At 36.6% G+C, this 23,017-nt stretch carries 25 protein-coding genes; 23 read left to right on the top strand and 2 right to left on the bottom strand.

Annotated elements, in window-relative coordinates; genetic code table 11:
- Positions 1–4 precede the first annotated feature (4 nt).
- From G4D63_RS07960 to G4D63_RS07850, 23 genes are all read left to right on the top strand, one after another.
- Positions 5–1,342 carry an NfeD family protein gene (locus G4D63_RS07960; protein WP_163179100.1) on the top strand — a complete coding sequence of 446 codons (1,338 nt, stop codon included), beginning with the start codon at positions 5–7 and terminating at the stop codon, positions 1,340–1,342.
- A gap of 18 nt (positions 1,343–1,360) precedes the next feature.
- Positions 1,361–2,350, top strand: coding sequence for a flotillin-like protein FloA (gene floA, locus G4D63_RS07955; RefSeq protein WP_163179478.1), 990 nt, complete (start codon positions 1,361–1,363; stop codon positions 2,348–2,350).
- A gap of 27 nt (positions 2,351–2,377) precedes the next feature.
- Positions 2,378–2,803 (top strand): hypothetical protein, encoded by a 426-nt coding sequence (locus G4D63_RS07950; RefSeq protein WP_163179099.1) that lies wholly within the window; start codon positions 2,378–2,380, stop codon positions 2,801–2,803.
- A gap of 188 nt (positions 2,804–2,991) precedes the next feature.
- Positions 2,992–3,276, top strand: coding sequence for a sporulation protein YqfC (yqfC, locus tag G4D63_RS07945; protein WP_163179098.1), 285 nt, complete (start codon positions 2,992–2,994; stop codon positions 3,274–3,276).
- Between the two features lie 25 nt (positions 3,277–3,301).
- Positions 3,302–4,489, top strand: coding sequence for a sporulation protein YqfD (yqfD, locus tag G4D63_RS07940; protein ID WP_163179097.1), 1,188 nt, complete (start codon positions 3,302–3,304; stop codon positions 4,487–4,489).
- A gap of 2 nt (positions 4,490–4,491) precedes the next feature.
- Positions 4,492–5,454: a PhoH family protein gene (locus G4D63_RS07935; RefSeq protein ID WP_163179096.1), complete on the top strand. Its 963-nt coding sequence runs from the start codon at positions 4,492–4,494 to the stop codon at positions 5,452–5,454.
- A 285-nt stretch (positions 5,455–5,739) separates the two neighbouring features.
- Complete coding sequence (locus tag G4D63_RS07930; RefSeq protein ID WP_163179095.1) at positions 5,740–7,932, top strand: HD family phosphohydrolase; 2,193 nt, start codon at positions 5,740–5,742, stop codon at positions 7,930–7,932.
- Positions 7,929–8,399, top strand: coding sequence for an rRNA maturation RNase YbeY (ybeY, locus tag G4D63_RS07925; protein ID WP_163179094.1), 471 nt, complete (start codon positions 7,929–7,931; stop codon positions 8,397–8,399). Before G4D63_RS07930 ends, ybeY begins: the two co-directional genes overlap by 4 nt.
- Complete coding sequence (locus G4D63_RS07920; RefSeq protein ID WP_163179093.1) at positions 8,399–8,785, top strand: diacylglycerol kinase family protein; 387 nt, start codon at positions 8,399–8,401, stop codon at positions 8,783–8,785. Before ybeY ends, G4D63_RS07920 begins: the two co-directional genes overlap by 1 nt.
- A 71-nt stretch (positions 8,786–8,856) precedes the next feature.
- A complete protein-coding gene (locus tag G4D63_RS07915; protein ID WP_163179092.1) occupies positions 8,857–9,270 on the top strand; it encodes a cytidine deaminase in 414 nt (137 codons plus the stop codon).
- Positions 9,251–10,159: a GTPase Era gene (gene era / locus G4D63_RS07910; RefSeq protein WP_163179091.1), complete on the top strand. Its 909-nt coding sequence runs from the start codon at positions 9,251–9,253 to the stop codon at positions 10,157–10,159. Before G4D63_RS07915 ends, era begins: the two co-directional genes overlap by 20 nt.
- A 114-nt stretch (positions 10,160–10,273) precedes the next feature.
- Complete coding sequence (locus G4D63_RS07905; protein ID WP_163179090.1) at positions 10,274–10,417, top strand: YqzL family protein; 144 nt, start codon at positions 10,274–10,276, stop codon at positions 10,415–10,417.
- 30 nt (positions 10,418–10,447) lie between these two features.
- Positions 10,448–11,200 (top strand): DNA repair protein RecO, encoded by a 753-nt coding sequence (recO, locus tag G4D63_RS07900; RefSeq protein WP_163179089.1) that lies wholly within the window; start codon positions 10,448–10,450, stop codon positions 11,198–11,200.
- 276 nt (positions 11,201–11,476) lie between these two features.
- A complete protein-coding gene (gene ccpN, locus G4D63_RS07895; RefSeq protein WP_163179477.1) occupies positions 11,477–12,115 on the top strand; it encodes a transcriptional regulator CcpN in 639 nt (212 codons plus the stop codon).
- A gap of 25 nt (positions 12,116–12,140) precedes the next feature.
- The gene (locus tag G4D63_RS07890) at positions 12,141–12,953 is read left to right on the top strand and encodes a pyruvate, water dikinase regulatory protein (RefSeq protein WP_163179088.1); all 813 of its coding nucleotides are present in this window, start codon (positions 12,141–12,143) and stop codon (positions 12,951–12,953) included.
- A gap of 394 nt (positions 12,954–13,347) precedes the next feature.
- Complete coding sequence (locus G4D63_RS21840; protein WP_338083664.1) at positions 13,348–13,584, top strand: DUF188 domain-containing protein; 237 nt, start codon at positions 13,348–13,350, stop codon at positions 13,582–13,584.
- 135 nt (positions 13,585–13,719) lie between these two features.
- Positions 13,720–15,537, top strand: a complete 1,818-nt coding sequence (gene dnaG / locus G4D63_RS07880) for a DNA primase (RefSeq protein WP_163179087.1) — start codon at positions 13,720–13,722, stop codon at positions 15,535–15,537.
- 42 nt (positions 15,538–15,579) lie between these two features.
- On the top strand, positions 15,580–16,710 hold the full coding sequence (gene rpoD / locus G4D63_RS07875; RefSeq protein ID WP_163179086.1) for an RNA polymerase sigma factor RpoD: 1,131 nt from the start codon (positions 15,580–15,582) through the stop codon (positions 16,708–16,710).
- Positions 16,711–16,779: 69 nt separating this feature from the next.
- Positions 16,780–17,331 carry a hypothetical protein gene (locus tag G4D63_RS07870; RefSeq protein WP_163179085.1) on the top strand — a complete coding sequence of 184 codons (552 nt, stop codon included), beginning with the start codon at positions 16,780–16,782 and terminating at the stop codon, positions 17,329–17,331.
- Positions 17,332–17,431: 100 nt separating this feature from the next.
- Positions 17,432–18,571, top strand: a complete 1,140-nt coding sequence (locus tag G4D63_RS07865) for an acyl-CoA dehydrogenase family protein (protein ID WP_163179084.1) — start codon at positions 17,432–17,434, stop codon at positions 18,569–18,571.
- A gap of 243 nt (positions 18,572–18,814) precedes the next feature.
- Entirely contained in the window at positions 18,815–19,171 is a 357-nt protein-coding gene (cccA, locus tag G4D63_RS07860; protein ID WP_163179083.1) for a cytochrome c550, read from the top strand.
- A 188-nt stretch (positions 19,172–19,359) separates the two neighbouring features.
- On the top strand, positions 19,360–20,070 hold the full coding sequence (locus G4D63_RS07855) for a tRNA (adenine(22)-N(1))-methyltransferase TrmK (RefSeq protein WP_163179082.1): 711 nt from the start codon (positions 19,360–19,362) through the stop codon (positions 20,068–20,070).
- A 1-nt stretch (position 20,071) separates the two neighbouring features.
- Positions 20,072–21,193: a Nif3-like dinuclear metal center hexameric protein gene (locus tag G4D63_RS07850; protein ID WP_163179081.1), complete on the top strand. Its 1,122-nt coding sequence runs from the start codon at positions 20,072–20,074 to the stop codon at positions 21,191–21,193.
- A 52-nt stretch (positions 21,194–21,245) separates the two neighbouring features.
- Here G4D63_RS07850 and G4D63_RS07845 read toward each other — a convergent pair whose 3' ends face one another.
- Positions 21,246–22,187: a 4-hydroxy-3-methylbut-2-enyl diphosphate reductase gene (locus G4D63_RS07845; RefSeq protein WP_163179080.1), complete on the bottom strand. Its 942-nt coding sequence runs from the start codon at positions 22,185–22,187 to the stop codon at positions 21,246–21,248.
- A 163-nt stretch (positions 22,188–22,350) separates the two neighbouring features.
- Positions 22,351–22,842, bottom strand: coding sequence for a YqfQ family protein (locus tag G4D63_RS07840; protein WP_239585907.1), 492 nt, complete (start codon positions 22,840–22,842; stop codon positions 22,351–22,353).
- Positions 22,843–23,017 lie beyond the last annotated feature (175 nt).

The following is a 23,017-nucleotide window of genomic DNA, read 5'->3' as shown; positions in this document are numbered from 1 at the left end:
AAGGATGAAAATTAAAAATTTTGTTTGGTTAGTATTTTCCATTCTCTTAATATCTGTGATCATAGGGAATTTTGGTTCTAATGCGGTTGCAAGTGATGAGGAAAAGGTTGTCTATGTTATTCCTGTTCAAGAAACTGTTGAAAAGGGTTTATTAGCTTTTATCAATCGTTCCATAAAAGAAGCTGAGGAAATGAATGCGGAACTAATTATACTAGATATAAATACACCTGGTGGAGTGGTGGCTGCAGCATCAGATATAGCGAAAAGCGTGACTTCCACGAATGTACCTCTAATTGCATTTGTTAACAAACAGGCTCTTTCCGCAGGTGCCTATATTGCCCTAAATGCCGATGAAATTTATATGACACCTGGATCAACAATGGGATCTGCTGCAATTATTGATCAACAGGGAAACGCAGCTGGAGCGAAGGCCGAATCTTTTTGGCTTGCGGCCATGAAAAGTGCAGCTGAATTAAATGATAGAGATCCAATCTACGCATTAGCAATGGCCGATCAAGATATCGATCTACCTGAATTAGGTGCTGGAAAGGGTGAGCTACTAACATTAACTCCAACTCAGGCCGTTGAAGTGGGATATTCAGAAGGGACTGTAAGTAGCTTATCAGAGTTAACAGAAAAACTAGGTGTAAGTGATCATCAAATCGTACAGTCTGAAGTTAGTTTATCTGAAAATATTGCTAGATTTATTACTCACCCTGTTGTAGTCCCGATCCTACTGTCTTTAGGTAGCTTAGGTCTTATACTTGAACTTTACTCACCAGGGTTTGGAATTCCAGGATTTGTAGGAGTATCGTCACTATTACTGTTCTTTTATGGACATACGGTGGCTGGTCTCGCAGGAATGGAAGCAATCATCTTGTTTGTAGTAGGATTTATCTTATTAATTATTGAGCTATTTGTCCCTGGGGGAATATTAGGGGTTATTGGACTTGCAGCTGTGCTAACTAGCGTCTTTATTTCCACTGAAAGTATTGAGCTAGCGGCGATTTCTGTTTTTATTGCATTTCTAGTTTGTGTAATTGTCTCTGTGTTACTGTTTAAAGTGTTTGGAAAGAAAATTAGGTTGTTTGACAGACTTGTTTTAAAAGATGCTACCCATACTGAACAAGGCTATGTTTCTAACGTAAATCGTCATGAGCTAGTTGGTTTAGAAGGTGAAACGGTCTCACCTTTAAGACCTTCAGGCACTGCTATATTCAATGATGAATATTTACACGTAGTAACGGAAGGTGTCTATATTTCAGAAAAAACTCCTGTGAAAATTGTAAAAGTAGAAGGAGCTAGGGTGGTTGTTAGAGAAATAAGACTATTGGAAGAATAAAAAGGAGGAAATAAAATGATTGATCAATCTACAATATTACTTTTATTAGCTGTAGCAATAGGATTTATCTTTTTAGTTGTAATATTAACTTTTGTACCTGTGATGCTGTGGATCTCTGCACTTGCAGCAGGTGTAAAGATTAGTATATTTACCCTAATTGGAATGAGATTACGTCGTGTAATTCCCAATCGAATCATCAATCCATTAATTAAATCACACAAGGCAGGGCTTGACGTTACCATTAATCAGTTAGAGAGTCACTACCTAGCAGGGGGAAATGTCGACCGTGTTGTTAATGCTCTAATTGCTGCTCATCGTGCTAATATTGAACTTTCTTTCGAACGTGGAGCTGCTATTGATTTAGCAGGAAGAGATGTATTAGAGGCTGTACAAATGAGTGTAAATCCAAAAGTAATTGAAACGCCATTTATTGCAGGTGTAGCAATGGATGGTATTGAAATTAAAGCAAAATCAAGAATCACTGTTCGTGCAAATATTGACCGTTTAGTCGGTGGTGCTGGTGAAGAAACGATTATCGCTCGTGTTGGAGAAGGTATTGTAAGTACAATTGGTTCTCAAATTGATCATAAAAAAGTTTTAGAAAATCCAGATATGATCTCACAAACCGTATTGAAAAAAGGTTTAGATGCTGGTACTGCTTTTGAAATTCTTTCCATTGATATTGCTGATATTGATATCGGTAAAAACATCGGTGCGGTTCTTCAAACTGATCAAGCCGAAGCAGATAAGAACATTGCACAAGCAAAAGCAGAAGAAAGAAGAGCAATGGCTGTTGCGCAGGAACAAGAAATGCGTGCCCGCGTTCAAGAGATGCGTGCTAAGGTTGTTGAAGCAGAAGCAGAGGTTCCTTTAGCGATGGCAGAAGCACTACGTTCTGGAAACATGGGCGTGATGGATTATATGAATATTAAAAATATCATGGCTGATACAGACATGAGGGATTCAATTGGAAAGATTAACGAAGAAACGAACGAGGACGATAAATAATGATTTTCAGTAAAGGAGGAACACTATATGGGTGAATTTCTTCCAATTATTGTAGCAATCGCTTTCGGGATATATAGTTTCCTAAAAAGAAACATGTCTGCAGAAGATGACGAAAAGAGAAAACCATTTTCACCACCAAACTTGGATCCTATGCATCCAAAGCATTTTGATAACCCAAAGCAAGTAGAAGCACAGCCAAGACCAGAGGTGGTAATAAAACCACAGGTTGAACAAATGTATCGACCTGAACATGTAAATCAAAAAAGCTACGTAAAAGAAAGACCGTTTAAACAAGAACCAATTAAATTAGTAAAACAGAAGAGGGTCACTACTTCTATGCCAGTTTTTACGAAACAAAGGCTCGTAGAAGGAGTAATAATGGCCGAAGTCTTAGGACCACCAAGGGCTCAAAATCCACATCATTCTAATAGAGCAAGAAAACTGTCGAAGTAATTCGGCAGTTTTTTTTATTGTTTAAATTTCTCCAATAAATTTTTACCCAAAAAAATTCCTGCGTTACTAAAACTGGATGAAATCCGGTATTTCATAATACTTATTTACATCTAATCTCAACAGAAATGAAAAAGCAGTGATACATAGCTCCTTTTCAACATAAATATGAGATGAAAGGGGGTCCATTTATGAACAAATGGGGAAATAGAATGAAACGATGGATCACGCATCAAATGGATTTACCTGCCGATGTAACGATGGACTTGCCGAGAATTACCATGATCGGTCAAATACATATATATATAGAAAATCATAAAGGATTACTTTCATTTTCTGACCAGGAGCTTCGGTTATTGTTAAAGCAAGGTCAGCTTCTCATTAAGGGAAAGTCCTTTGTCATTAAAACGATACTTCCAGAGGAAATCTTACTAGAAGGAAAAATCGATCAAGTAATTTACTTAGATAAGGCTTAATCTTTAAAGGGGGAGTAAGGTTAGGATGAAAAATCATTGGACAATCTTTTTCGGTGGTCAAGTCAAAATAAAAGTGGTAGGGACTGGAATAGAACGATTTATTAATGAATGTGTACGGCAGAATATAAATATATGGGAGGTAAAACGACATCCGGATTCCAGCATTACTGGTTCTCTCCCTTTAAAGGACCTACATAAGTTAAGAAGGATCGTTAGAAAAAGTAATTGTAAATTATCATTTGTGGGAGGAAGGGGACTGCCCTTTCTCTTCAAAAAAGCACTTTATAACAGTGGATTTGTTATTGGTATTATTTCTTGCTTGTTACTATTATTTATTCTCTCAAATATGGTTTGGGGAATTCAAATTCAAGGGGCAAAACCTGAAACAGAACATTTAATTAGAAAAGAATTACAAGCGATTGGGGTGGAGACTGGAAAATTTCAGTTCATGGTTAGAAATCCCGATGAAATCCAGACTCATTTATCTGAGTCTATTAAGGCCATTACATGGGTTGGTGTGGAGTTAAAAGGGACGACCTTCCACTTCAGAGTGGTAGAGAAAAATCAACCAAAAGAAGTCGAATTCTTTAGTCCGCGTCATTTGGTGGCAAAAAAGACAGCGGTGATCGCTAAAATGTTTGTTGAAGCAGGGCAACCAATGGTAACGATACATGATTATGTCCAAAAAGGGGACTTGCTTGTGTCTGGATTTATTGGTCAGGAGGGTAAGATTGAGGTTGTTAGTGCTAGAGGTGAAATTATGGGTGAGACCTGGTATGACGCTAAAGTCGCCGTTCCTTTAAAAACAACCTTCAATGTGTTAACAGGGAAATCTAAGACTACTCATTATCTAAAGTTGTTCAATTGGAATGTACCGATATGGGGATTTGGTAAACATGAATTTCAAGAATACGAAACAGCCTTAGATGAAAAGTCCTTTAAGTTCTTAAAGTGGACATTACCAATAGGCTATAACAAAAAGTCAATTCGTGAAAGTGAGAAAGTTGAACGGGTTTATAATAAAGAAGAAGCAATTGAAGTTGGATTGGAAAACGGAAGAAATGAATTAAAAGAGCAGTTAAATGAACAAGCTATGATAAAGGGTGAAAAAATTTTGCACCAGAGTATTGAGAATGGTAAAGTAAAGTTATCCATTCATTACCAAGTAATAGAAGAAATTTCGACAGTACAACCAATTATTCAAGGAGACTGAGAATGCCAGAAGAATTTATTACGATTAACCAACAAGTAGATAACCCAAATGAAGCAATAGCGCTATTTGGTAATCAAGATTCCCATTTAAAACGAATCGAAGAACTTTTAAACGTATCCATTGTAACTAGGGGACAGTCGGTTCTAGTGTCAACAGAATCGGAAAATTATGAACTTGTAGAAGAGGTCCTTGAGGGTCTACTAGCAGTGATCAGAAAAGGAATTACCATTTCCGAAAGAGACGTTGCTTATGCGGTTCAATTGTCATTAGCGGGAAAGATGGATCAATTTGTTCAACTGTATGAAGAGGAAATCACTAAAAATGCCCGCGGTAAATCGATAAGAATCAAAACTCTGGGTCAAAGACATTATATAAATGCGATTAAACGAAATGATTTAGTATTTGGAATTGGTCCAGCTGGTACAGGTAAGACCTACCTGGCTGTGGTTATGGCTGTTGCTGCATTAAAAAATGGACAGCTAAAAAAGATTATTCTGACTCGTCCAGCGGTTGAAGCCGGAGAAAGTTTAGGATTTTTACCGGGGGATCTAAAGGAAAAAGTAGATCCATATCTGAGACCCCTGTATGATGCTCTTCACGATGTTCTTGGGCAAGAGCATACTCTACGTATGATTGAGCGTGGAACTATTGAAATTGCCCCATTAGCGTATATGAGAGGTAGAACCCTTGATGATGCGTTTGTGATCTTAGATGAAGCGCAAAACACTACAGCAGCACAAATGAAGATGTTTTTAACTCGCTTAGGATTTGGATCTAAGATGGTTATTACCGGAGATATTTCTCAGGTTGACTTACCAAAAGGAGTAACATCCGGACTTACTGTTACACAAAGAATCCTAAAGGATATCCCTGGTATCGCTCATATCTATTTAGAACAATCTGACGTTGTTCGTCATCCTTTAGTTCAGAAAATCATAAAGGCATATGAAGACACTAGTGAATAGAGCCCTGAATTAGGGCTCTTTGCTTTTTTCTGTTTATTTTTATAGAAGATACTAAATTAGAGAAGAGCAAAATTAAGAATTTGGAAATGGTTTCTGAATAAAGTAACCACGCTGTTGAAGGCAATTGAATGTAGTATAAATCCTCTTTGCCAATTTAAAGAAACACTACTATAATAGAGAAAATACGGGGAATGCCAGTTTCTAATATTATCCAAAAAGGTATGGACTTCATTAGTTAACATGTTATTCTTGTACTATGGAAAAAAGGTTATAGGAGGTAGCTCCATGAACAATATAAGGAAGTTACTGAAGTATGTAACAGTATTTAAGAATGATCACTTTCTCATTACATTCTTATATTTACTGTTTGCTACGATTTTATTTTTTTCAATGTATAGTAATATCCGCCCTGAAAAGCTTAATTTAAAGCTATATGCTGAAGCAGAGAAAACGATTGTTTCACCTGCGTTAATTCAAGATGTAGAAATGACAGAAGAAAAAAAGAACGACGCCATTCAACAAGTCAGTGATGTATATTCAATGAAAAAAGGATATGCCCAAAACCAAATCGACATTATTGATGCTATATTTAAAGCCATTAGTGATGTTGAAACTAAGATTATTGATCAGGGCATGGCTGAGATAGATGAGACCAATAGCGAAGAAGGGCTTCCATCTAGGGAAGAGTTATTAGCGAAGGTTTCTTTTGATGAAAAGATCAAAAAACTAGATGAAGCTCTACCTAGTGAAGTATTGCTACACGAAGAGCTTTCTAAAGAAGCAGTTATTTCCTTGTTGTCATCATCACCTGAACAACGTGTTTTAGCAAGAGACAACGCTGTAACGGCAGTTAACAATATTATGTCGCAAAGAATTGAAACACAAGAGGTAGACTCTGCAAGAGAACGAGTAAATCAGGAGCTTCGTTATATAAACGTATCAAATGACCTTAAGCAAGCAATTATTGAATTATGTCGCTTTGCTATTGTTCCAAACGTGGTATTTGATAAGGAAGCCACAAATGCAAAAAGACAGGCTGCTGCTGAGTCTATTGAACCTGATTATATTCTACAAGGACAAATCATTGTTCGTGAGGGCGAGTTAATTGACGAAGCCGTTTATCGACAGTTAAATCTAGCTGGTTTCTTAGATAACAAGGATACAAGCCAACCTTTTTTAGGCCTCGTGTTATTGATTTTACTGTTTGTTAGTGCAGTATATTTCTATTTTAGGGATGGGAAGAAAGAAGAACTTAAATATACAACTATTTATATTTTAATTTGTTCCATTACCATTATATTAATGAAAATTATTAGTCTATTTCAGCAAATAAACTTTTCCGAAATTGGTTATGTTGTTCCGGTAGCTATGGGGGCAATTTTAATAAAACTTTTAATTAATGAACGATTAGCCATGCTGGCAAGTATAATCCTGGCTATAAGTGGGAGTATTATCTTTAATGGTGGTATTTCTAGCGCATTTAATTTCTCAATTGGAATTTATTTTTTAATTAGCTGTATAGCTAGCATCATATTTCTTGGGAAACATAATCAAAGAGCAAAGATTTTACAAACAGGCTTATTCGTAGGTATTATAAATTTTATAGTGTTAAGTGCGTTGGTAATGCTTAAAAACGGACATATTGTCAGTTTTGAATCAACTCCGTATTTTATCATGTCGTTATTATCTGGTATAGTTGCAGCTGTCCTAGCAATTGGGTTATTGCCATTCTTCGAAGCTGGTTTTGGGATCTTGTCTACTATGAGATTGATTGAACTATCAAATCCAAACCATCCACTTTTAAGAAAGATCTTGACGGAGACACCAGGAACATATCATCACAGTGTTATGGTAGCTAACCTTTCTGAGGCAGCCTGCGAAGCAATTGGGGCAAATGGTCTTCTTGCAAGAGTGGGTTCTTATTATCATGATATCGGGAAAACAAAACGCCCTCAGTTTTTTATTGAAAATCAGATGAATCGAGAAAATCCGCACGATAAGATTTCGGCTCAGCTAAGTAAAACGATTATTACCTCTCATGCAACGGATGGAGCTGAGTTACTTAGACTGCATAAAATGCCAAAGGAAATTGTTGATATTGCAGAACAACACCATGGGACTACGTTGTTAAAATATTTCTATCATAAAGCTACACAAAACAGCGAAAAAGAAGTGTTAGAAGCAGAGTTTAGATATGCGGGTCCAAAAGCTCAAACAAAAGAAATAGCCATTATAGGAATTGCCGACAGCGTAGAGGCTGCTGTCCGCTCCATGAATAATCCTTCTCCGCATAAAATCGAAGGCATCATTAATTCGATTATTAAAGATCGATTACAGGATGGGCAACTGGATGAATGTGATATCACAATGAAAGAATTAGATAGTATCGCTAAGTCATTTTTTGAAACCATGCAAGGCATTTTCCACTCTAGAATAGAATACCCAGAAGTGACAAAGCAGAAGGTGAAGGAAGCATGAAACTAATTATCGATTTTTTAGATGAAACAGAAGAAGTGGAGCAATCCTTACTTAATGATTTAGAAGGACTTCTTCAATTAGCTGCTGATCTGGAAGGAGTTCCAGATCAGACAGAGCTATCTGTAACGTTTGTTAAAAATGAACGTATACAGGAAATAAATAAAGAATATCGAGGTAAAGATCAACCAACCGATGTCATATCTTTTGCTATGGAAGAAATGGGCGAAGGTGAAATGGAGATTATCGGGGATCATTTGCCAAAACACTTAGGTGATTTGATTATCTCGACTGAACAGGCAGTGTTACAAGCAGAGGAATACGGACATTCATATATGAGAGAACTAGGATTTCTAACAGTTCATGGATTTCTACATCTACTTGGTTATGACCATATGAATGAAGAGGACGAAAAAGAGATGTTTACTAGACAAGAGGAAATTTTGAAAGTATATGGACTAGTGAGATAATGATAAGAGATTGGGGTAGGTTAATACGAAGTTTCAAGTATGCTTCGGCAGGTATTTTGCATGCTTTTAAATCTGAACAAAATATACGAATTCATACTATAAGTGTGGTAGTCATATTTGGTATTGCGGTCATATTGGATGCAAACAGATGGGAGTGGATGATTCTTCTTATATTAGTGGGGGGAATTATTTCACTTGAGCTGATTAACACTGCTATAGAGAGAACCATTGACCTTGTAACAAATAAAGAAATACACCCCTTAGCGAAACAAGCTAAAGATGTTGCGGCCGGAGCAGTCCTGATTTTCGCCGTAATCTCAGTCATTATTGGTATCATTATTTTTTATGATAATTTCCTTAGTTTTTTAAATTTTCTTACTATTTGAGATGAAATTTATTTAAAAATGAGGTAAAATATAGATAGTCGCACGCGATTAGTCGAAAGGAAGTAGAACTATTGAATATTGATCAATTGATTCTAGAAGCAAAAGAAGCAAGAGACCTAGCATATGTACCTTACTCAAAGTTTAAGGTCGGAGCAGCTTTGCTCTCAAAGGATGGAAAAGTATATAAAGGATGTAACATTGAAAATGCTGCTTATAGCATGACCAATTGTGCTGAACGAACTGCTCTGTTTAAAGCTGTTTCTGAGGGGGACGTTGAGTTTGCAGCGATTGCGGTTGTGGCTGATACAGATCGTCCAGTTCCGCCATGTGGAGCATGTCGTCAAGTCATATCAGAGTTATGTCCAGGGGATATGAAGGTTTATTTAACAAATTTACATGGAGAAGTACAGGAACTAACAGTTTCAGAATTGCTACCAGGTGCATTTTCAGCGGAGGACTTAAAAGATGACAAAGGAAAAATATAATTCAGGGTTCGTATCAATCATTGGGCGACCTAATGTTGGGAAATCTACATTTTTAAACAGAGTCATCGGGCAAAAGATTGCTATTATGAGTGATAAGCCGCAAACAACTCGTAACAAGATTCAGGGTGTTTATACAGAAGATCACGCACAAATAATCTTCATAGACACTCCGGGAATTCATAAACCTAAGCATAAACTTGGCGATTTTATGATGAAAATGGCTCAAAATACGTTAAAAGAAGTTGATATCGTTTTATTTATGGTGAATGTAGAAGAGGGCTTTGGACGTGGTGATGAATTCATCATTGAAAAGTTAAAATCTACAACTCAACCAGTGTTCCTAATCCTAAATAAAATTGATCAAGTACATCCAGATAAACTTTTATCTATGATTGAACAATATAAAGCTCTCTACTCATTTGCTGAGATTGTCCCAATTTCAGCACTACAAGGTAATAATGTCGAGACATTAGTAGAGCAAATTAAGAAGTACCTACCCGAGGGCCCACAATATTATCCGGAGAACCAAGTAACTGATCATCCAGAACGGTTCATTATTACAGAGTTAATTCGTGAAAAGGTTCTACATTTAACAAGAGAGGAAATTCCACATTCTATTGCTGTTGTTATGGACTCCATGGAAAAAAAAGAAGGTGGAGAAACCATATTTATTAGCGCAACTGTGATAGTTGAACGTTCCTCACAAAAAGGAATAATAATTGGAAAACAAGGCTCCATGCTTAAGGAAGTAGGTCAAAGAGCTAGACATGATATTGAAGCATTACTTGGCTCAAAAGTGTTTCTTGAGCTGTGGGTAAAGGTTCAGAAAGATTGGCGTAATCGTTTATCAAATCTTCGTGACTATGGATTTAGAGAAGACGAATATTAAAAATATTTAATTTACAAAAATTCTCTCACATGAAAACAGGGTTGAAGGGTCATCATAAATGCTAAGGAATTGGATTTAGTAGTTGCTAGTTAAAAACAGAAAGGTGGGGTTCTTATGCTACATTTTACTTGGAAAGTGTTTAGTGAGACAGGTAACATAGACACATACCTTCTTTTTAAAGAGCTTGAAAAGGATCATGAACCAAGAACCGAGGAATTTAGTGAGGAGCTAGCAGAAATAGATTCACCAATCTCCTGACCCTTCTGATACTCTTGGAAGGTGAAAAATTTGCTTCAAAAGGTTGAAGGTATTGTAATAAGAACAAATGATTATGGTGAAACCAATAAAATTGTAACCATTTTTACAAGAGAATTAGGTAAAATCGGCGTAATGGCTAGAGGGGCAAAAAAGCCAAGTAGTCGGTTGTCATCTATTTCCCAGTTATTCACTTATGGATATTTCTTAGTGCAGACTGGTAAAGGACTTGGGACACTTCAGCAAGGTGAGAGTATTTCAAGTATGAAGCACATAAAATCCGACATAATTGTGACAGCTTATGCCTCCTTTGTAGTAGAGCTAATGGATAAGGGAGTAGATGAAAAGAATAGTAATCCATATTTATTCGAACTCCTTTATCAAACGCTAAACTATATGAATGAAGGAATGGATGTAGAGATATTAACCATGATCTTCGAGTTAAAAATGCTTCAGGTTATCGGTCTTTATCCGCACCTATCTAGCTGCGTAAGTTGTGGTCAAACAGAAGGAGTATTTTCCTTCTCGGTACAAGAGGGAGGATTTTTGTGTCAAGATTGTAGTGGGAAGGATAGAAATCGTCAGCAGATTTCCCCAGCCACAGTGAGACTTCTACGTCTTTTCTATACATTTGACTTAAATAGGTTAGGAAATATATCTGTAAAAGACGAAACAAAAGTAGAACTTAAAACTGTCATCACTCGATTCTATGAAGAGTATTCAGGTTTAATGTTAAAGTCTAAAAGATTTTTAACACAGCTTGATACGTTTAAAAATCCTCTCTAAAAATACTTAGCTAAGTGCTCTGTTATTGGGGAAATTATGTCGGGTAGTGAAGTGACTCTACCCGAGGTGCACGCAGCGCCCTCAGAAAGTGTGTGTTCTGGTACAAAATTTCCCTACATAAGGGTAGTTCATTACTTTGTTGTTTAAAAACTCTCGGAAAGAGACACCGAGAGTTTTTTTAGTTTTTATTCACATCCTAGTAGCCAAGCGCGAATATTATGCTTTATAATAACGATTAGTATGGCACATTAAGATGGATGGCTTTACATAAAGGTGGTGTTACCAATCGAGCTGAATAAAAGACAAGAACTTATATTGCAAATTGTTAAAGATAATGGCCCCATTACGGGAGAAAATATAGCTGATCGTTTAAACTTAACGAGAGCAACTCTACGGCCTGATTTGGCGATCTTAACCATGGCAGGTTATTTAGATGCTAGACCTAGGGTTGGTTATTTTTATACAGGAAAAACAGGCTCACAATTACTTACTGAGAAAATAAAGAAACTTCAGGTAAAGGATTATCAATCCATCCCTGTAGTAGTGGATGAAAATGTCTCAGTCTACGATGCAATCTGCACGATGTTTCTTGAGGATGTCGGAACATTATTTGTTGTTAATAAAGAAGCCCTTCTCGTTGGAGTTCTCTCGAGAAAGGACTTGCTACGCGCTAGTCTTGGAAAACAAGAGCTTACCACAATACCAGTTAATATCATCATGACAAGAATGCCGAATATAACCGTTTGTAAGAAAGAAGACTTAATGATAGACGTAGCGGTGCGGTTAATCGAAAAACAAATTGATGCTGTACCCGTAACTAAAGAAACCGACAAGGGTCTTGAGGTTGTTGGGAGATTAACAAAAACAAATATGACAAAGGTGCTAGTTGATCTAGGACATGATGAAATGTTTTAAAATATGATGGCAATGGAGGAATGAGATGAGTAATCAAATCATCTACGTAGTCTCTGATTCAGTAGGAGAAACAGCAGAATTAGTAGTTAAAGCAGCCATTAGTCAATTTCAAACGACTAATACGAATATTAGAAGAATACCATTCATTGAAGATAAGTCTACATTAAAAGAGGTCATCCACCTTGCGAAGTTAAACAATGGTATCATTGTATTTACTCTGGTTGTTCCTGAATTACGTCATTACTTAATGGAAGAAGCAAAAAGAGAAGGCGTAGTAGTTGTTGATATTATCGGCCCATTAATTGATCGGATCCAAGAAACCACTGGACTTTCGCCACTATGTGAACCAGGAAATGTTAGAAAGTTAGATGAGGACTATTTCAGAAAGGTAGAAGCCATCGAATTTGCAGTTAAGTATGATGATGGACGAGACCCAAGGGGAATATTAAGAGCGGATATCGTCTTGGTTGGTGTATCGAGAACTTCAAAAACACCTTTATCTCAGTACTTGGCACATAAGCGCTTGAAGGTTGCAAACGTACCTATTGTTCCAGAGGTAGACCCACCAGAAGAGTTATTCAAAGTTCCCCAAACTCGTTGTTTTGGATTAAAAATAAGTCCAAATAAGTTGAATGATATTCGTAAAGAAAGACTTAAGGCATTAGGACTTAATGACGAAGCAAGCTATGCCAATATAGAAAGAATAAAGGTAGAGCTAGAGTATTTTGAAAAAGTTGCAGATAAAATCGGTTGTAAAGTCATTGATGTATCCAATAAAGCCGTTGAAGAAACAGCAAATGTTATTTTAAATATCTATCAGTCCACTTATAAGATTTAGAACACATCCTCTTTTATTAGGGTGTGTTTTTCTGTGATTAAGAAAAATCTCATGAAAAACAGGTAAAAAACAATAGATATTTAATAAAAACTATACTATAATGAAAAATTGTTGACAAAAAAGAAATATTTAGGTTTAGACTGGAGTAAAACCGAATAAACTAGTTGTAAAGCATTTGTCAAGAGAAAAACTATTTTTTTTGTTTTTAGAAGGGAAATGGATATAAGTTTCATGAATATCGATTTTCTTATCATATATCCATTTGACAAAATTCTGAAATTTAAAACTTGCATATAGATTGAAGGATTATTCGGAGGGATGTAGAATAGTGAAATATGACGAAAAAAAATAAACAAGTTTTTGTTGACGCTGATGCGTGTAAAGTTAAAATGAAATCTTACATATTGCTAGTTCATACAAGATTGATGTAATATTTGTTGCCTCATACTCTTATGTTATGACTAATTCGATTGGTGGAGATTGGGTGTATGTTGATGCTAACAAAGAGGAAGTAGATATGTACATCACGAATCATTCTAAAAAGGGTGATGTCGTAATTACTCAGGATATAGTACTTTTGAGCCTATTATTAGGTAAAGGCATTATTACTATGAGGTATATATCCGCATAAGAAAGGCGAAAAGGAAACTTTTCTAAAGGTCCAAGTCCGTTTACAAATCAAGATCGACAGCAATTTGTTGCGACACTCGAAAAAAATTTGTCGAATCTTGAAGGAGAAAATGATTCTCTATCGAAATAATAAACAATGGAGTTGTTTACAGTGAATCGAATTTCAGAAGATATTATCGAAAAGATTCGCAATACAATAGACATTGTAGATGTTGTTGGTGAATATGTTCAATTGAAGAAGCAAGGAAGAAATTATTTTGGATTATGTCCCTTCCATGGTGAAAATTCCCCTTCCTTTTCAGTTTCAACCGATAAGCAAATTTATCATTGCTTTGGTTGCGGGGCAGGAGGTAACATTTTTTCATTTCTAATGGAGATTGAAGGACTCTCTTTCCTTGAAGCAGTTCAGCAAGCAGCTGAAAGAGCTGATGTCCAACTTCCGGATACTTTTGAACAACCTAATGTATCTAAAATCTCTACACATGAAGCTAAAATGATAGAGGCTCATGAACTCTTAAAGAAATTTTACCATCATTTACTGGTAAATACAAAGGAAGGTCAAGAACCTTTACAATATTTAACTAACCGAGGCATCACAAGAGATACAATCGATACATTTGGAATTGGCTATTCCCCATCCTCGTGGGACTTTGGAACAAAGTTTTTACAAAAACGAGGATTCACTCTAGATTTACTTGAGAGTGCAGGTATTTCAATTAGAAATCCAGAGGGTCGATATTTTGACCGATTTAGGAATCGAATTATGTTTCCTCTTTGGAACCTTCAAGGTCAAGTGACTGCCTTCAGTGGAAGGGTCTTAGATGGTGGAGGAGAACCAAAATATTTAAACAGCCCAGAGTCAGAAATATTCCAAAAGGGTAAAACACTATATGCATTTCATTTAGCAAGGCCTCAAATTAGAAAAAAGCAACAAGCTATTCTATTAGAAGGTTTCGTAGATGTTATTGCATTACACCGAGCAGAACTTACTAATTCCATAGCAACAATGGGAACTGCTCTTACCGAAGATCAGATCAGGATAATTAAACGAAATGTGGATCATATTACTGTCTGCTATGATTCTGATAAGGCGGGTGTCGAAGCCGCTTATAGGGCATCTGCCATGCTAAAGGCTGCAGGTTGTGATGTAAGGGTAGCAATGATGCCTGAAGGTCTTGATCCTGATGACTACATAAAAAAATTTGGCGAATCCAAGTTTAGAACTGATGTAATAGGGGCAAGTTTAACGTTGATGGCATTTAAGCTTCAGTATTTCAGAAGAGGCAAGGACCTTCGGGATGAAGCAGATCGGATTTCTTATATCGATGAAGTTGTTAAGGAAATTTCACTGCTTGATAAACCAGTTGAAAGAGATCATTACTTAAGACAACTAGCTGAGGAATTTTCCATATCACTAGATGCATTAAAAGCTCAAGAATTTCAACTAATTAAGCAAGTGAAAAAAAGGGATAATGAGCATACATCAAGAAATACTATATCTAATAGACCAATTTTACCAAAGAAGAGAATGCTACTTGCATATCAGAATGCAGAGCGCTTACTAATTGCTCATATGTTGAAGGATCGAGATATCTCTTTTAAGGTCCAGGAGGCATTAGGAGGTTTATTTAATATAGAAGAGCACAGTGCAATAGCCACCTATCTTTATGGATTTTATGAAGATGGCCATATGCCTGATGTTAACGCATTTTTAAGCAGAATTGAGGATATCGCTCTACAAAGAGTTATTTCAGAAATTTCAATGCTTACCATTAATGAAGAAATTTCTCCCCAGGAATTAAATGATTATGTAAAGCAAGTTCTGAACTATCCAAAGATGCTAAAAATAAAGGATAAAGAAGTGGAGCGAAGGGAAGCAGAAAGGCGACATGAATTTGTCAAAGCTGCTCAGATTCAAATGGAAATTATCCAAATGCAGAAAGACCTTAAATAAAAATTTCAGGAAAAGTAGCACTAATTGGAAGGAGGGGATCTTATGGCTGAAAAACCAACTCAATCTAAACAAGTTGAAGCAGATACTGATGAGTTAACACTTGATCAGGTTAAGGAACAGCTTGTTAATTTAGGGAAGAAGCGTGGAGTTCTCACGTATGAAGAAATAGCCGATAAGATGTCTGGATTTGAAATAGAATCGGATCAAATGGATGAATATTATGAATTTTTAGGTGAGCAAGGTGTTGAAATTATTGGTGACGGTGAAGAAGAGAATCCAAATATCCAACAACTTGCTAAGGACGAGGAATTTGATTTAAATGACCTAAGCGTTCCTCCCGGTGTTAAAATCAATGACCCTGTTAGAATGTACCTGAAAGAAATCGGACGTGTTGATTTACTATCTGCTGAAGATGAGATTCAATTGGCAAAGCGGATTGAAAAAGGTGATGAAGAAGCTAAGAGAAGACTGGCAGAAGCTAACCTACGTTTAGTTGTAAGTATCGCAAAGCGTTACGTTGGTAGAGGGATGTTGTTCCTAGATCTTATCCAAGAAGGAAATATGGGCCTCATTAAGGCTGTTGAGAAGTTTGATTATGAAAAGGGATATAAGTTTAGTACTTATGCAACCTGGTGGATTCGTCAGGCGATAACTAGAGCGATTGCAGATCAAGCGAGAACGATTCGTATTCCTGTTCATATGGTAGAAACCATTAATAAGTTGATAAGAGTCCAGAGACAACTACTTCAAGATTTAGGTAGAGAACCATCACCAGAAGAAATTGCTGAAGATATGGATCTGACTCCGGATAAGGTTAGAGAAATATTAAAAATAGCTCAAGAGCCAGTTTCCCTAGAAACACCTATTGGTGAAGAGGATGACTCCCACTTAGGAGATTTTATTGAAGATCAAGATGCGACCTCTCCTTCAGAGCATGCTGCATATGAATTATTAAAAGAACAATTAGAAGATGTTCTTGATACATTGACAGATCGTGAAGAGAATGTGTTACGTCTTCGCTTCGGCCTAGATGACGGACGTACAAGGACCCTAGAAGAAGTAGGTAAAGTTTTCGGGGTAACTCGTGAACGAATTCGTCAAATTGAAGCAAAAGCATTAAGAAAGTTAAGACATCCTAGTCGTAGCAAGCGATTAAAGGACTTTTTAGAATAAATGTTTACATGTCGTAGTTTACTTCATAAAATGGAGTAGACTACTTTTTTTGGATATGGGTGAATATTAATGAATCAAGATCGAAAAGATATCATTCTTAAAGAGATACAGTACTGGAAAGAAAACCGTCTACTACCTGAACAATATTGTCATTATTTATTAGCCTTGTATTCTGAAGGAGAACACGATGAGAAGGTTGGTAAAAATAAGTCTTTTATGATCTTCTTAGTGACTGCGTTCCCTAACTTTTTGATCCTGCTAATTATAGGTGTTCTTCTTGCTAATTATTTTACTGAAATGTCTAACCATTTGCAAATCACCATAAATTTAATTTTTTTATTCATTTCAATTGGATTTACCTGGTTTTACCTTCGGAAAAACAATTTTTATAATAAAATTTTTATAATTTTATCATTTTTACTTTTTTTTGTTGGAACCATTGAAGCTTATGATTTTTACTTTTCTAGAAATAATATTGTATTAGCAATATTGGTGATTATTCATTGTTTATTATGGTTTTTTTCAGGACAAGCCCTTCGATTTAATTATCTTAAGATAGCAGGCTTAGCGGGTATAGTGATTGTTATGAGCTTTCTTTTGAAGGATATAATCTTCTTTTAGACTGAATATCATTTATTATAAATGTTTTTAATGTTGTGAAAACTCCATGTCTACATTTATAATAAATGAAAACGCATACAAAAGTCTAGGGGGGAAAGAAATGAACTTTGATTTAAATTCAGAGCAAATACTACTACAAAAAATGATTAGGGAATTTTCTAATGAAGAGGTTGCACCTGGTGCAGAAAAAAGAGATAAAGATAAACAGTTTCCAATCGAAATATTTAATAAACTAGGAAAACTTGGGATGATGGGACTTCCTTTTGATGAAGAGTATGGTGGAGCAGGCGCAGATACTATAAGCTTTGCTATAGTAGTTGAGGAATTAAGTAGAGCTTGTGGGTCAACAGGTATTACATATTCTGCCCATATATCATTGGGTGGAGCACCAATTAATATGTTTGGTACTGAGCAGCAAAAGCGTACATATCTTCCTTCTATTTGTTCTGGTGAATCCTTTGGTGCCTTCGGTTTAACTGAGCCTAATGCAGGGTCAGATGCAGGGGGAACACAAACTGTTGCCAAGGAAGTAGGAGATAACTTCTTAATTAACGGTAACAAATGTTACATAACGAATGCGAGCTACGCAAAGTTTTTAGCTTTAACTGCAATTACTGGTCAAACTGGTCAAAAAAAGGAGATTAGTGCGATTATTGTTCCAACTGATGCACCTGGATTTAGAGTAATAGATGCCTATGAAAAGATGGGGCTCCATTCTTCTAACACAACAGAGTTAGTCTTAGAAGATGTGATGGTTCCTCAAGATCACCTTCTAGGAAAGCGTGGAGAAGGCTTTAAGCAGTTTTTAAAGACACTTGATGGTGGAAGGATTGGAATCGGTGCAATGGCCGTAGGAATTGCTCAGGCAGCCTATGAGAAGTCGTTGAGTTATGCACAGGAACGTAGGCAGTTTGGTTCACCTATTTCTAAATTTCAAGCGATCCAATTTAAGTTAGCGGATATGGCCATGAAGATTGAGTTAGCTAGAAATATGGTTTATAAAGCTGCTTGGTTAAAGGATCAAGGTAGACCATTCTCAAAGGAAGCTTCGATGTGTAAACTTTATGCGTCAGAAATATGTATGGAAGTAACGAATCAAGCTGTTCAGATTCATGGTGGTAATGGGTATATGCGCGATTATCATGTTGAACGATATATGAGAGATGCAAAATTGCTTGAAATTGGTGAGGGAACTTCCGAAATACAACGAGTAGTCATTGCAAGAGAAATTGGCTGTTAAACCTCTAAACTTCATCGATTTTCGGTGAAGTTTTTTTGTCTAATTCGTGAATTTCTCCTCAACTTGTACATTAGGACTTTTACTTCTGCTGAATTTCAAGTAAAATAGAGTTTGTTTGTATAAAATAAATAATAAAACTAGGTCTTCATTTTTTGAACCTAGGTTTTAATCTCGTCTTGAGTGAAATTACATTTGAGATGGTAACTGTATGCATAGTTTAATTTACATAAGGAGGAATCACTGATGAATCGTAATCCATTAATACCGTTTGCACTTATTGCTATTTTAGGAATTGGAGCAATGTTTCTATTTTCATTTGTAGGTCTTGATAATGCGGATGAAATGGCACATGGTGGAGAAGAAACAGAAGAGGCTGGAGAAGCAACAACACCTGAAGAGCTATATGCTGCTAATTGCTTAAGCTGTCACGGGGACCAATTACAAGGTGGATTTGGACCTGCGCTTGCAAATATTGGTAGCAAATATGATGCTGAAACCATTCAAGGAATCATCACTAACGGTCAAGGTTCAATGCCAGCAATTGCGATTGATGCTGAAAAGGCACAAGCTCTTGCTACATGGTTATCAGAAAAGAAATAAAAGTATTGGGTTTTTGCAAATGCAAAAACCTTTTTTTTATTGATTTTTTATCTGAGTAATTTTAGAGTGTTAAGATGTTAGATACCTAAGGAGCCTATTCTTTATGTTAAGAGTGAAGTTGAAACCTATACAAGGAATGATTATGATGAGTAGAGATGCTTTTTAATGTTTTGAAAGTGGTGAGGAAAGTGAATGAATTAAAATTATCAAAAAGACTTGAAATGGTAGCAAATTTAATTCCAGAAGGATCTACTCTTGCGGATATTGGATCAGATCATGCTTATCTACCGATACATTGTTACCTAAAAGGAATAGTTCCTTTTGCAATAGCAGGAGAAGTGGTAGAAGGTCCATTTAAAACTGCCAAAAATCAGGTGAATCGGTTAGACCTACATACATGGATTGATGTTAGAAAAGGAGATGGCCTAGACGTTATCACAACAGGAGAGGTCAATGCTATTACGATTTGCGGTATGGGTGGGGCACTTATCGCCTCTATACTAGAAAGTGGTAAGGAGAAACTAGCGGGTGTTAATAGACTTATTCTACAGCCTAACATCTCAGCGGTATCTGTTCGAAGATGGTTGTTACATAATGGGTGGAAGCTGATTGAGGAGAAGATTCTCGAGGAAGATGATAAAATATATGAAATTTTGGTTGCAGAACCAGGTGATTCAACTCAACCATACACTTCACCGAATCAAACAAAAGAATTATTACTAGGTCCATTTTTACTAAGAGAACATAGTTCAGTGTTTGTGAAGAAGTGGATGCTTGAGAAGGAAAACTGGGAAAGAATTCTTAGTCAACTAGAAGGTGCTGCGCCATCAACTGAGGTAGAAGAAAAGAAAGTGGAGTTAACAACATATATTCAATTTGTTAAGGAGGAGCTGAACTAACGTGACTAAAATACCAAATGGTTTTGAGGTAATTAGTTTATTTGAAAGATTTTCTCCGATGTCTCTAGCCTTAGAAAATGATAAGTACGGATTACAAATAGGTACATTAAACAAACCCATTCATCATGTTATGGTTACATTGGATGTATTAGAGTCCGTTATTGATGAGGCAATAGAGAAAAAAATTGATCTAATTATTTCACACCATCCTCCTATTTTTAGACCCATTAAGCATGTTAGAACAGATTCAGCAACAGGTAGAATCATTGAAAAATGTATAAAGCATGATATTGCGGTATATTCAGCACACACAAATCTAGATATTACAAATGGTGGTGTTAACGATCTTCTTGCTGAAGCGCTGCAATTGAAAGACATTAAAGTATTAGCACCTACATATAAAACGGCACTGAAAAAGCTAGTTGTGTTTGTTCCAGCAACACATGCAGAGGGCTTACGTGAAGCACTTGGTAAGGCTGGAGCAGGGCATATTGGAAATTATAGCTATTGTACGTTCAATACAAGGGGAATGGGGATGTTTAAGCCTGAAGAGGGAACCACCCCTTATATTGGTCAACAGGGGCAACTAGAAGAAGTAGAAGAGGTTAAAGTAGAGACCATTTTTTCAGAGGATCTTCAACGTAAAGTTTTATCTGCTATGCAAAAGGCTCACCCTTATGAAGAGGTTGCGTATGATGTATACCCACTCGAGAATACTGGAAAAGAGTCTGGCCTAGGAAGAATTGGATTATTAGACCAAGAAATGACTCTCGGGGAATTTGCAGAGATTGTAAAGAGGACATTTAATGTTGATGGTGTAAGGGTAGTGGGAGATTTATCCAATAAAGTGAAGAAGGTAGCAGTGCTTGGTGGAGACGGGAATAAATATATTCATAAAGCACATTTTGCTGGGGCTGATGTGTTTGTAAGCGGGGATATCTACTTTCACTTTGCTCATGAAGCAATGGACCTGGGCCTTAATATTGTGGATCCAGGGCATCATATTGAAAAGGTCATGATACAAGGAGTGGCAGCAGTTCTCAAAACGGAAATGACAACTAATCATTATGCAGTTACAGTTCATTTGTCAGAGACTAATACAAATCCTTTTCAGTTTAAATAGGATGCTGCTCCATTAAATTAAAGAAATAGCAAAAATAGCATCCAAATGGATGCTATTTTGTTTTTACTTTAGGCAATATTTTATTTAAAGGAATAGAAGGCTGATTGTTCCAAGTAGTTTCATCTTCAGGATGATACTTCTCTAGAAACGCAATCACTTCCTTCGTAATAGGAGTAGGAGTGGAAGCTCCAGCCGTGACTGCTACTTTGTTAACGCCTTTTAACCATGCAAGATCGAGCTCAGAGATGTCAGAAATTCTATAAGCTTTTGTTCCGGCAATTTCTTCTGAAACTTGAGCAAGTCGGTTAGAGTTATTGCTTTTTGGATCACCGACAACAATGGTTAAGTCAGCTTGCTTCGCTTGTTCAGCTACCGCTTCCTGCCTTACCTGTGTCGCCACACAAATTTCTTTGTGAACCTCAGTGTGGGGGTATTTTTCTTTCACCTTCTCCATAATATCTACAACATCCCACTGACTCATCGTGGTCTGATTCGTGACTATAATTTTATCACTCTTAATGGATAATTGTTCGACGTCTTCAACACTTTCAACAAGATGAACAATTTCCGGAGCAATCCCGACCGCACCCTCTGGTTCAGGATGACCTTTTTTCCCAATATAGATAAATTCGTAGCCATCTACCATCTTGTTGCGAATTAAATCATGAGTCACTGTAACGTCCGGGCATGTTGCATCGATGGTAGTTAGTCCTTTTTCAGCAGCAATGCGTCTTACTTCTGGAGAAACACCATGTGCTGTAAAGATTACTGTTCCTTTTTCTACTTGACTCAGTATTTCAAGGCGATTAGGTCCATCAAGTGTAATAATCCCTTCTTCTTCAAAGGCATCAGTAACATGCTTGTTGTGAACAATCATTCCTAAAATATAGATTGGCCGTGGTAAATTTTTATCTAGTGCTGCATTACGTGCAATGACCATTGCATCTACCACACCATAGCAATATCCTCTTGGAGCAATTTTTAGTACTTCCATTAGCTAAGTCCCCCTTATAGCTACATCTATATATTAATCAGAATTAACATATTCATACGAGTGTTTCAAAAAGTGCAGAAAGTTTAGCATTTTTTGAACATCTACTAAAGAAATCTTCCTACTTTATTATATAGCATGAAGACAAGGGTGACAAAGAAGAAGACTAAATGTATAACTTTGGCTTTGAAGTACCTTTGCTTACGGCTGTTTTTTCAACAGGCGTTTTCTTTGAAACTGGAACTTCTTTTTCTTCCACTACTTCTTCAGTTGTAGAATCATCGCTAGAATTAAATTCCTTATATAGCTTGATTAGTGAAGGAATATTTCTAACCATTGGTCCGTATTGTTGAACCATTGGCCCGACTTGGTTTGCTACACCGATTGCTTTTTGAACATTGTTTAACATTCCACCTGGATTTGCTAATAGGTTCGATAAAAAACCTCCACTTCCTTGTTGTAAAGACTGCCCCGCCATATTATTAAATGCGCCAGCAGCTCCAGCACCCTGCTTTGAAAACAGTTTAGATAACAACCCACCAGCTCCTCTTGCAGGTGCTTGAGCCATTTGTGCCCCTCTTCCTAGTGTCTGAAAAGGCGAGAAGCCACTCATTTGGTTCATTGGACCCATTGGCATTCTTGGTCCTCCTGGGAACATATAGATCCCCCTTTCTTTACACGTATTCATTCATAGGGTATGCGAGTACCTATTAATATGATTGGATATAACATAACAATTAGGCTCATACATGGAAATCAATCTTCTGATAAACTATAATAAAAAGATGTGATTAGTTTAGATCAGATTCTTTAGTAAAAATTGAGCCATGAGG

Source organism: Bacillus mesophilus (assembly GCF_011008845.1).
In the GTDB taxonomy this organism is placed as follows: Bacteria; Bacillota; Bacilli; order Bacillales; family SA4; genus Bacillus_BS; species Bacillus_BS mesophilus.
This window is presented reverse-complemented; position numbering and strand designations above follow the sequence as displayed.

Excerpts from the sequence above, each read along its gene's own strand:
- G4D63_RS07960 (WP_163179100.1), top strand. The coding sequence starts at position 5 with ATGAAAATTAAAAATTTTGTTTGGTTAGTATTTTCCATTCTCTTAATA.
- G4D63_RS07950 (WP_163179099.1), top strand. The coding sequence starts at position 2,378 with ATGGGTGAATTTCTTCCAATTATTGTAGCAATCGCTTTCGGGATATAT.
- yqfC (WP_163179098.1), top strand. The coding sequence starts at position 2,992 with ATGAACAAATGGGGAAATAGAATGAAACGATGGATCACGCATCAAATG.
- yqfD (WP_163179097.1), top strand. The coding sequence starts at position 3,302 with ATGAAAAATCATTGGACAATCTTTTTCGGTGGTCAAGTCAAAATAAAA.
- G4D63_RS07935 (WP_163179096.1), top strand. The coding sequence starts at position 4,492 with ATGCCAGAAGAATTTATTACGATTAACCAACAAGTAGATAACCCAAAT.
- G4D63_RS07930 (WP_163179095.1), top strand. The coding sequence starts at position 5,740 with ATGAACAATATAAGGAAGTTACTGAAGTATGTAACAGTATTTAAGAAT.
- ybeY (WP_163179094.1), top strand. The coding sequence starts at position 7,929 with ATGAAACTAATTATCGATTTTTTAGATGAAACAGAAGAAGTGGAGCAA.
- G4D63_RS07920 (WP_163179093.1), top strand. The coding sequence starts at position 8,399 with ATGATAAGAGATTGGGGTAGGTTAATACGAAGTTTCAAGTATGCTTCG.
- era (WP_163179091.1), top strand. The coding sequence starts at position 9,251 with ATGACAAAGGAAAAATATAATTCAGGGTTCGTATCAATCATTGGGCGA.
- G4D63_RS07905 (WP_163179090.1), top strand. The coding sequence starts at position 10,274 with ATGCTACATTTTACTTGGAAAGTGTTTAGTGAGACAGGTAACATAGAC.
- G4D63_RS07890 (WP_163179088.1), top strand. The coding sequence starts at position 12,141 with ATGAGTAATCAAATCATCTACGTAGTCTCTGATTCAGTAGGAGAAACA.
- dnaG (WP_163179087.1), top strand. The coding sequence starts at position 13,720 with ATGGAGTTGTTTACAGTGAATCGAATTTCAGAAGATATTATCGAAAAG.
- rpoD (WP_163179086.1), top strand. The coding sequence starts at position 15,580 with ATGGCTGAAAAACCAACTCAATCTAAACAAGTTGAAGCAGATACTGAT.
- G4D63_RS07870 (WP_163179085.1), top strand. The coding sequence starts at position 16,780 with ATGAATCAAGATCGAAAAGATATCATTCTTAAAGAGATACAGTACTGG.
- G4D63_RS07865 (WP_163179084.1), top strand. The coding sequence starts at position 17,432 with ATGAACTTTGATTTAAATTCAGAGCAAATACTACTACAAAAAATGATT.
- cccA (WP_163179083.1), top strand. The coding sequence starts at position 18,815 with ATGAATCGTAATCCATTAATACCGTTTGCACTTATTGCTATTTTAGGA.
- G4D63_RS07845 (WP_163179080.1), bottom strand. The coding sequence starts at position 22,187 with ATGGAAGTACTAAAAATTGCTCCAAGAGGATATTGCTATGGTGTGGTA.
- G4D63_RS07840 (WP_239585907.1), bottom strand. The coding sequence starts at position 22,842 with ATGTTCCCAGGAGGACCAAGAATGCCAATGGGTCCAATGAACCAAATG.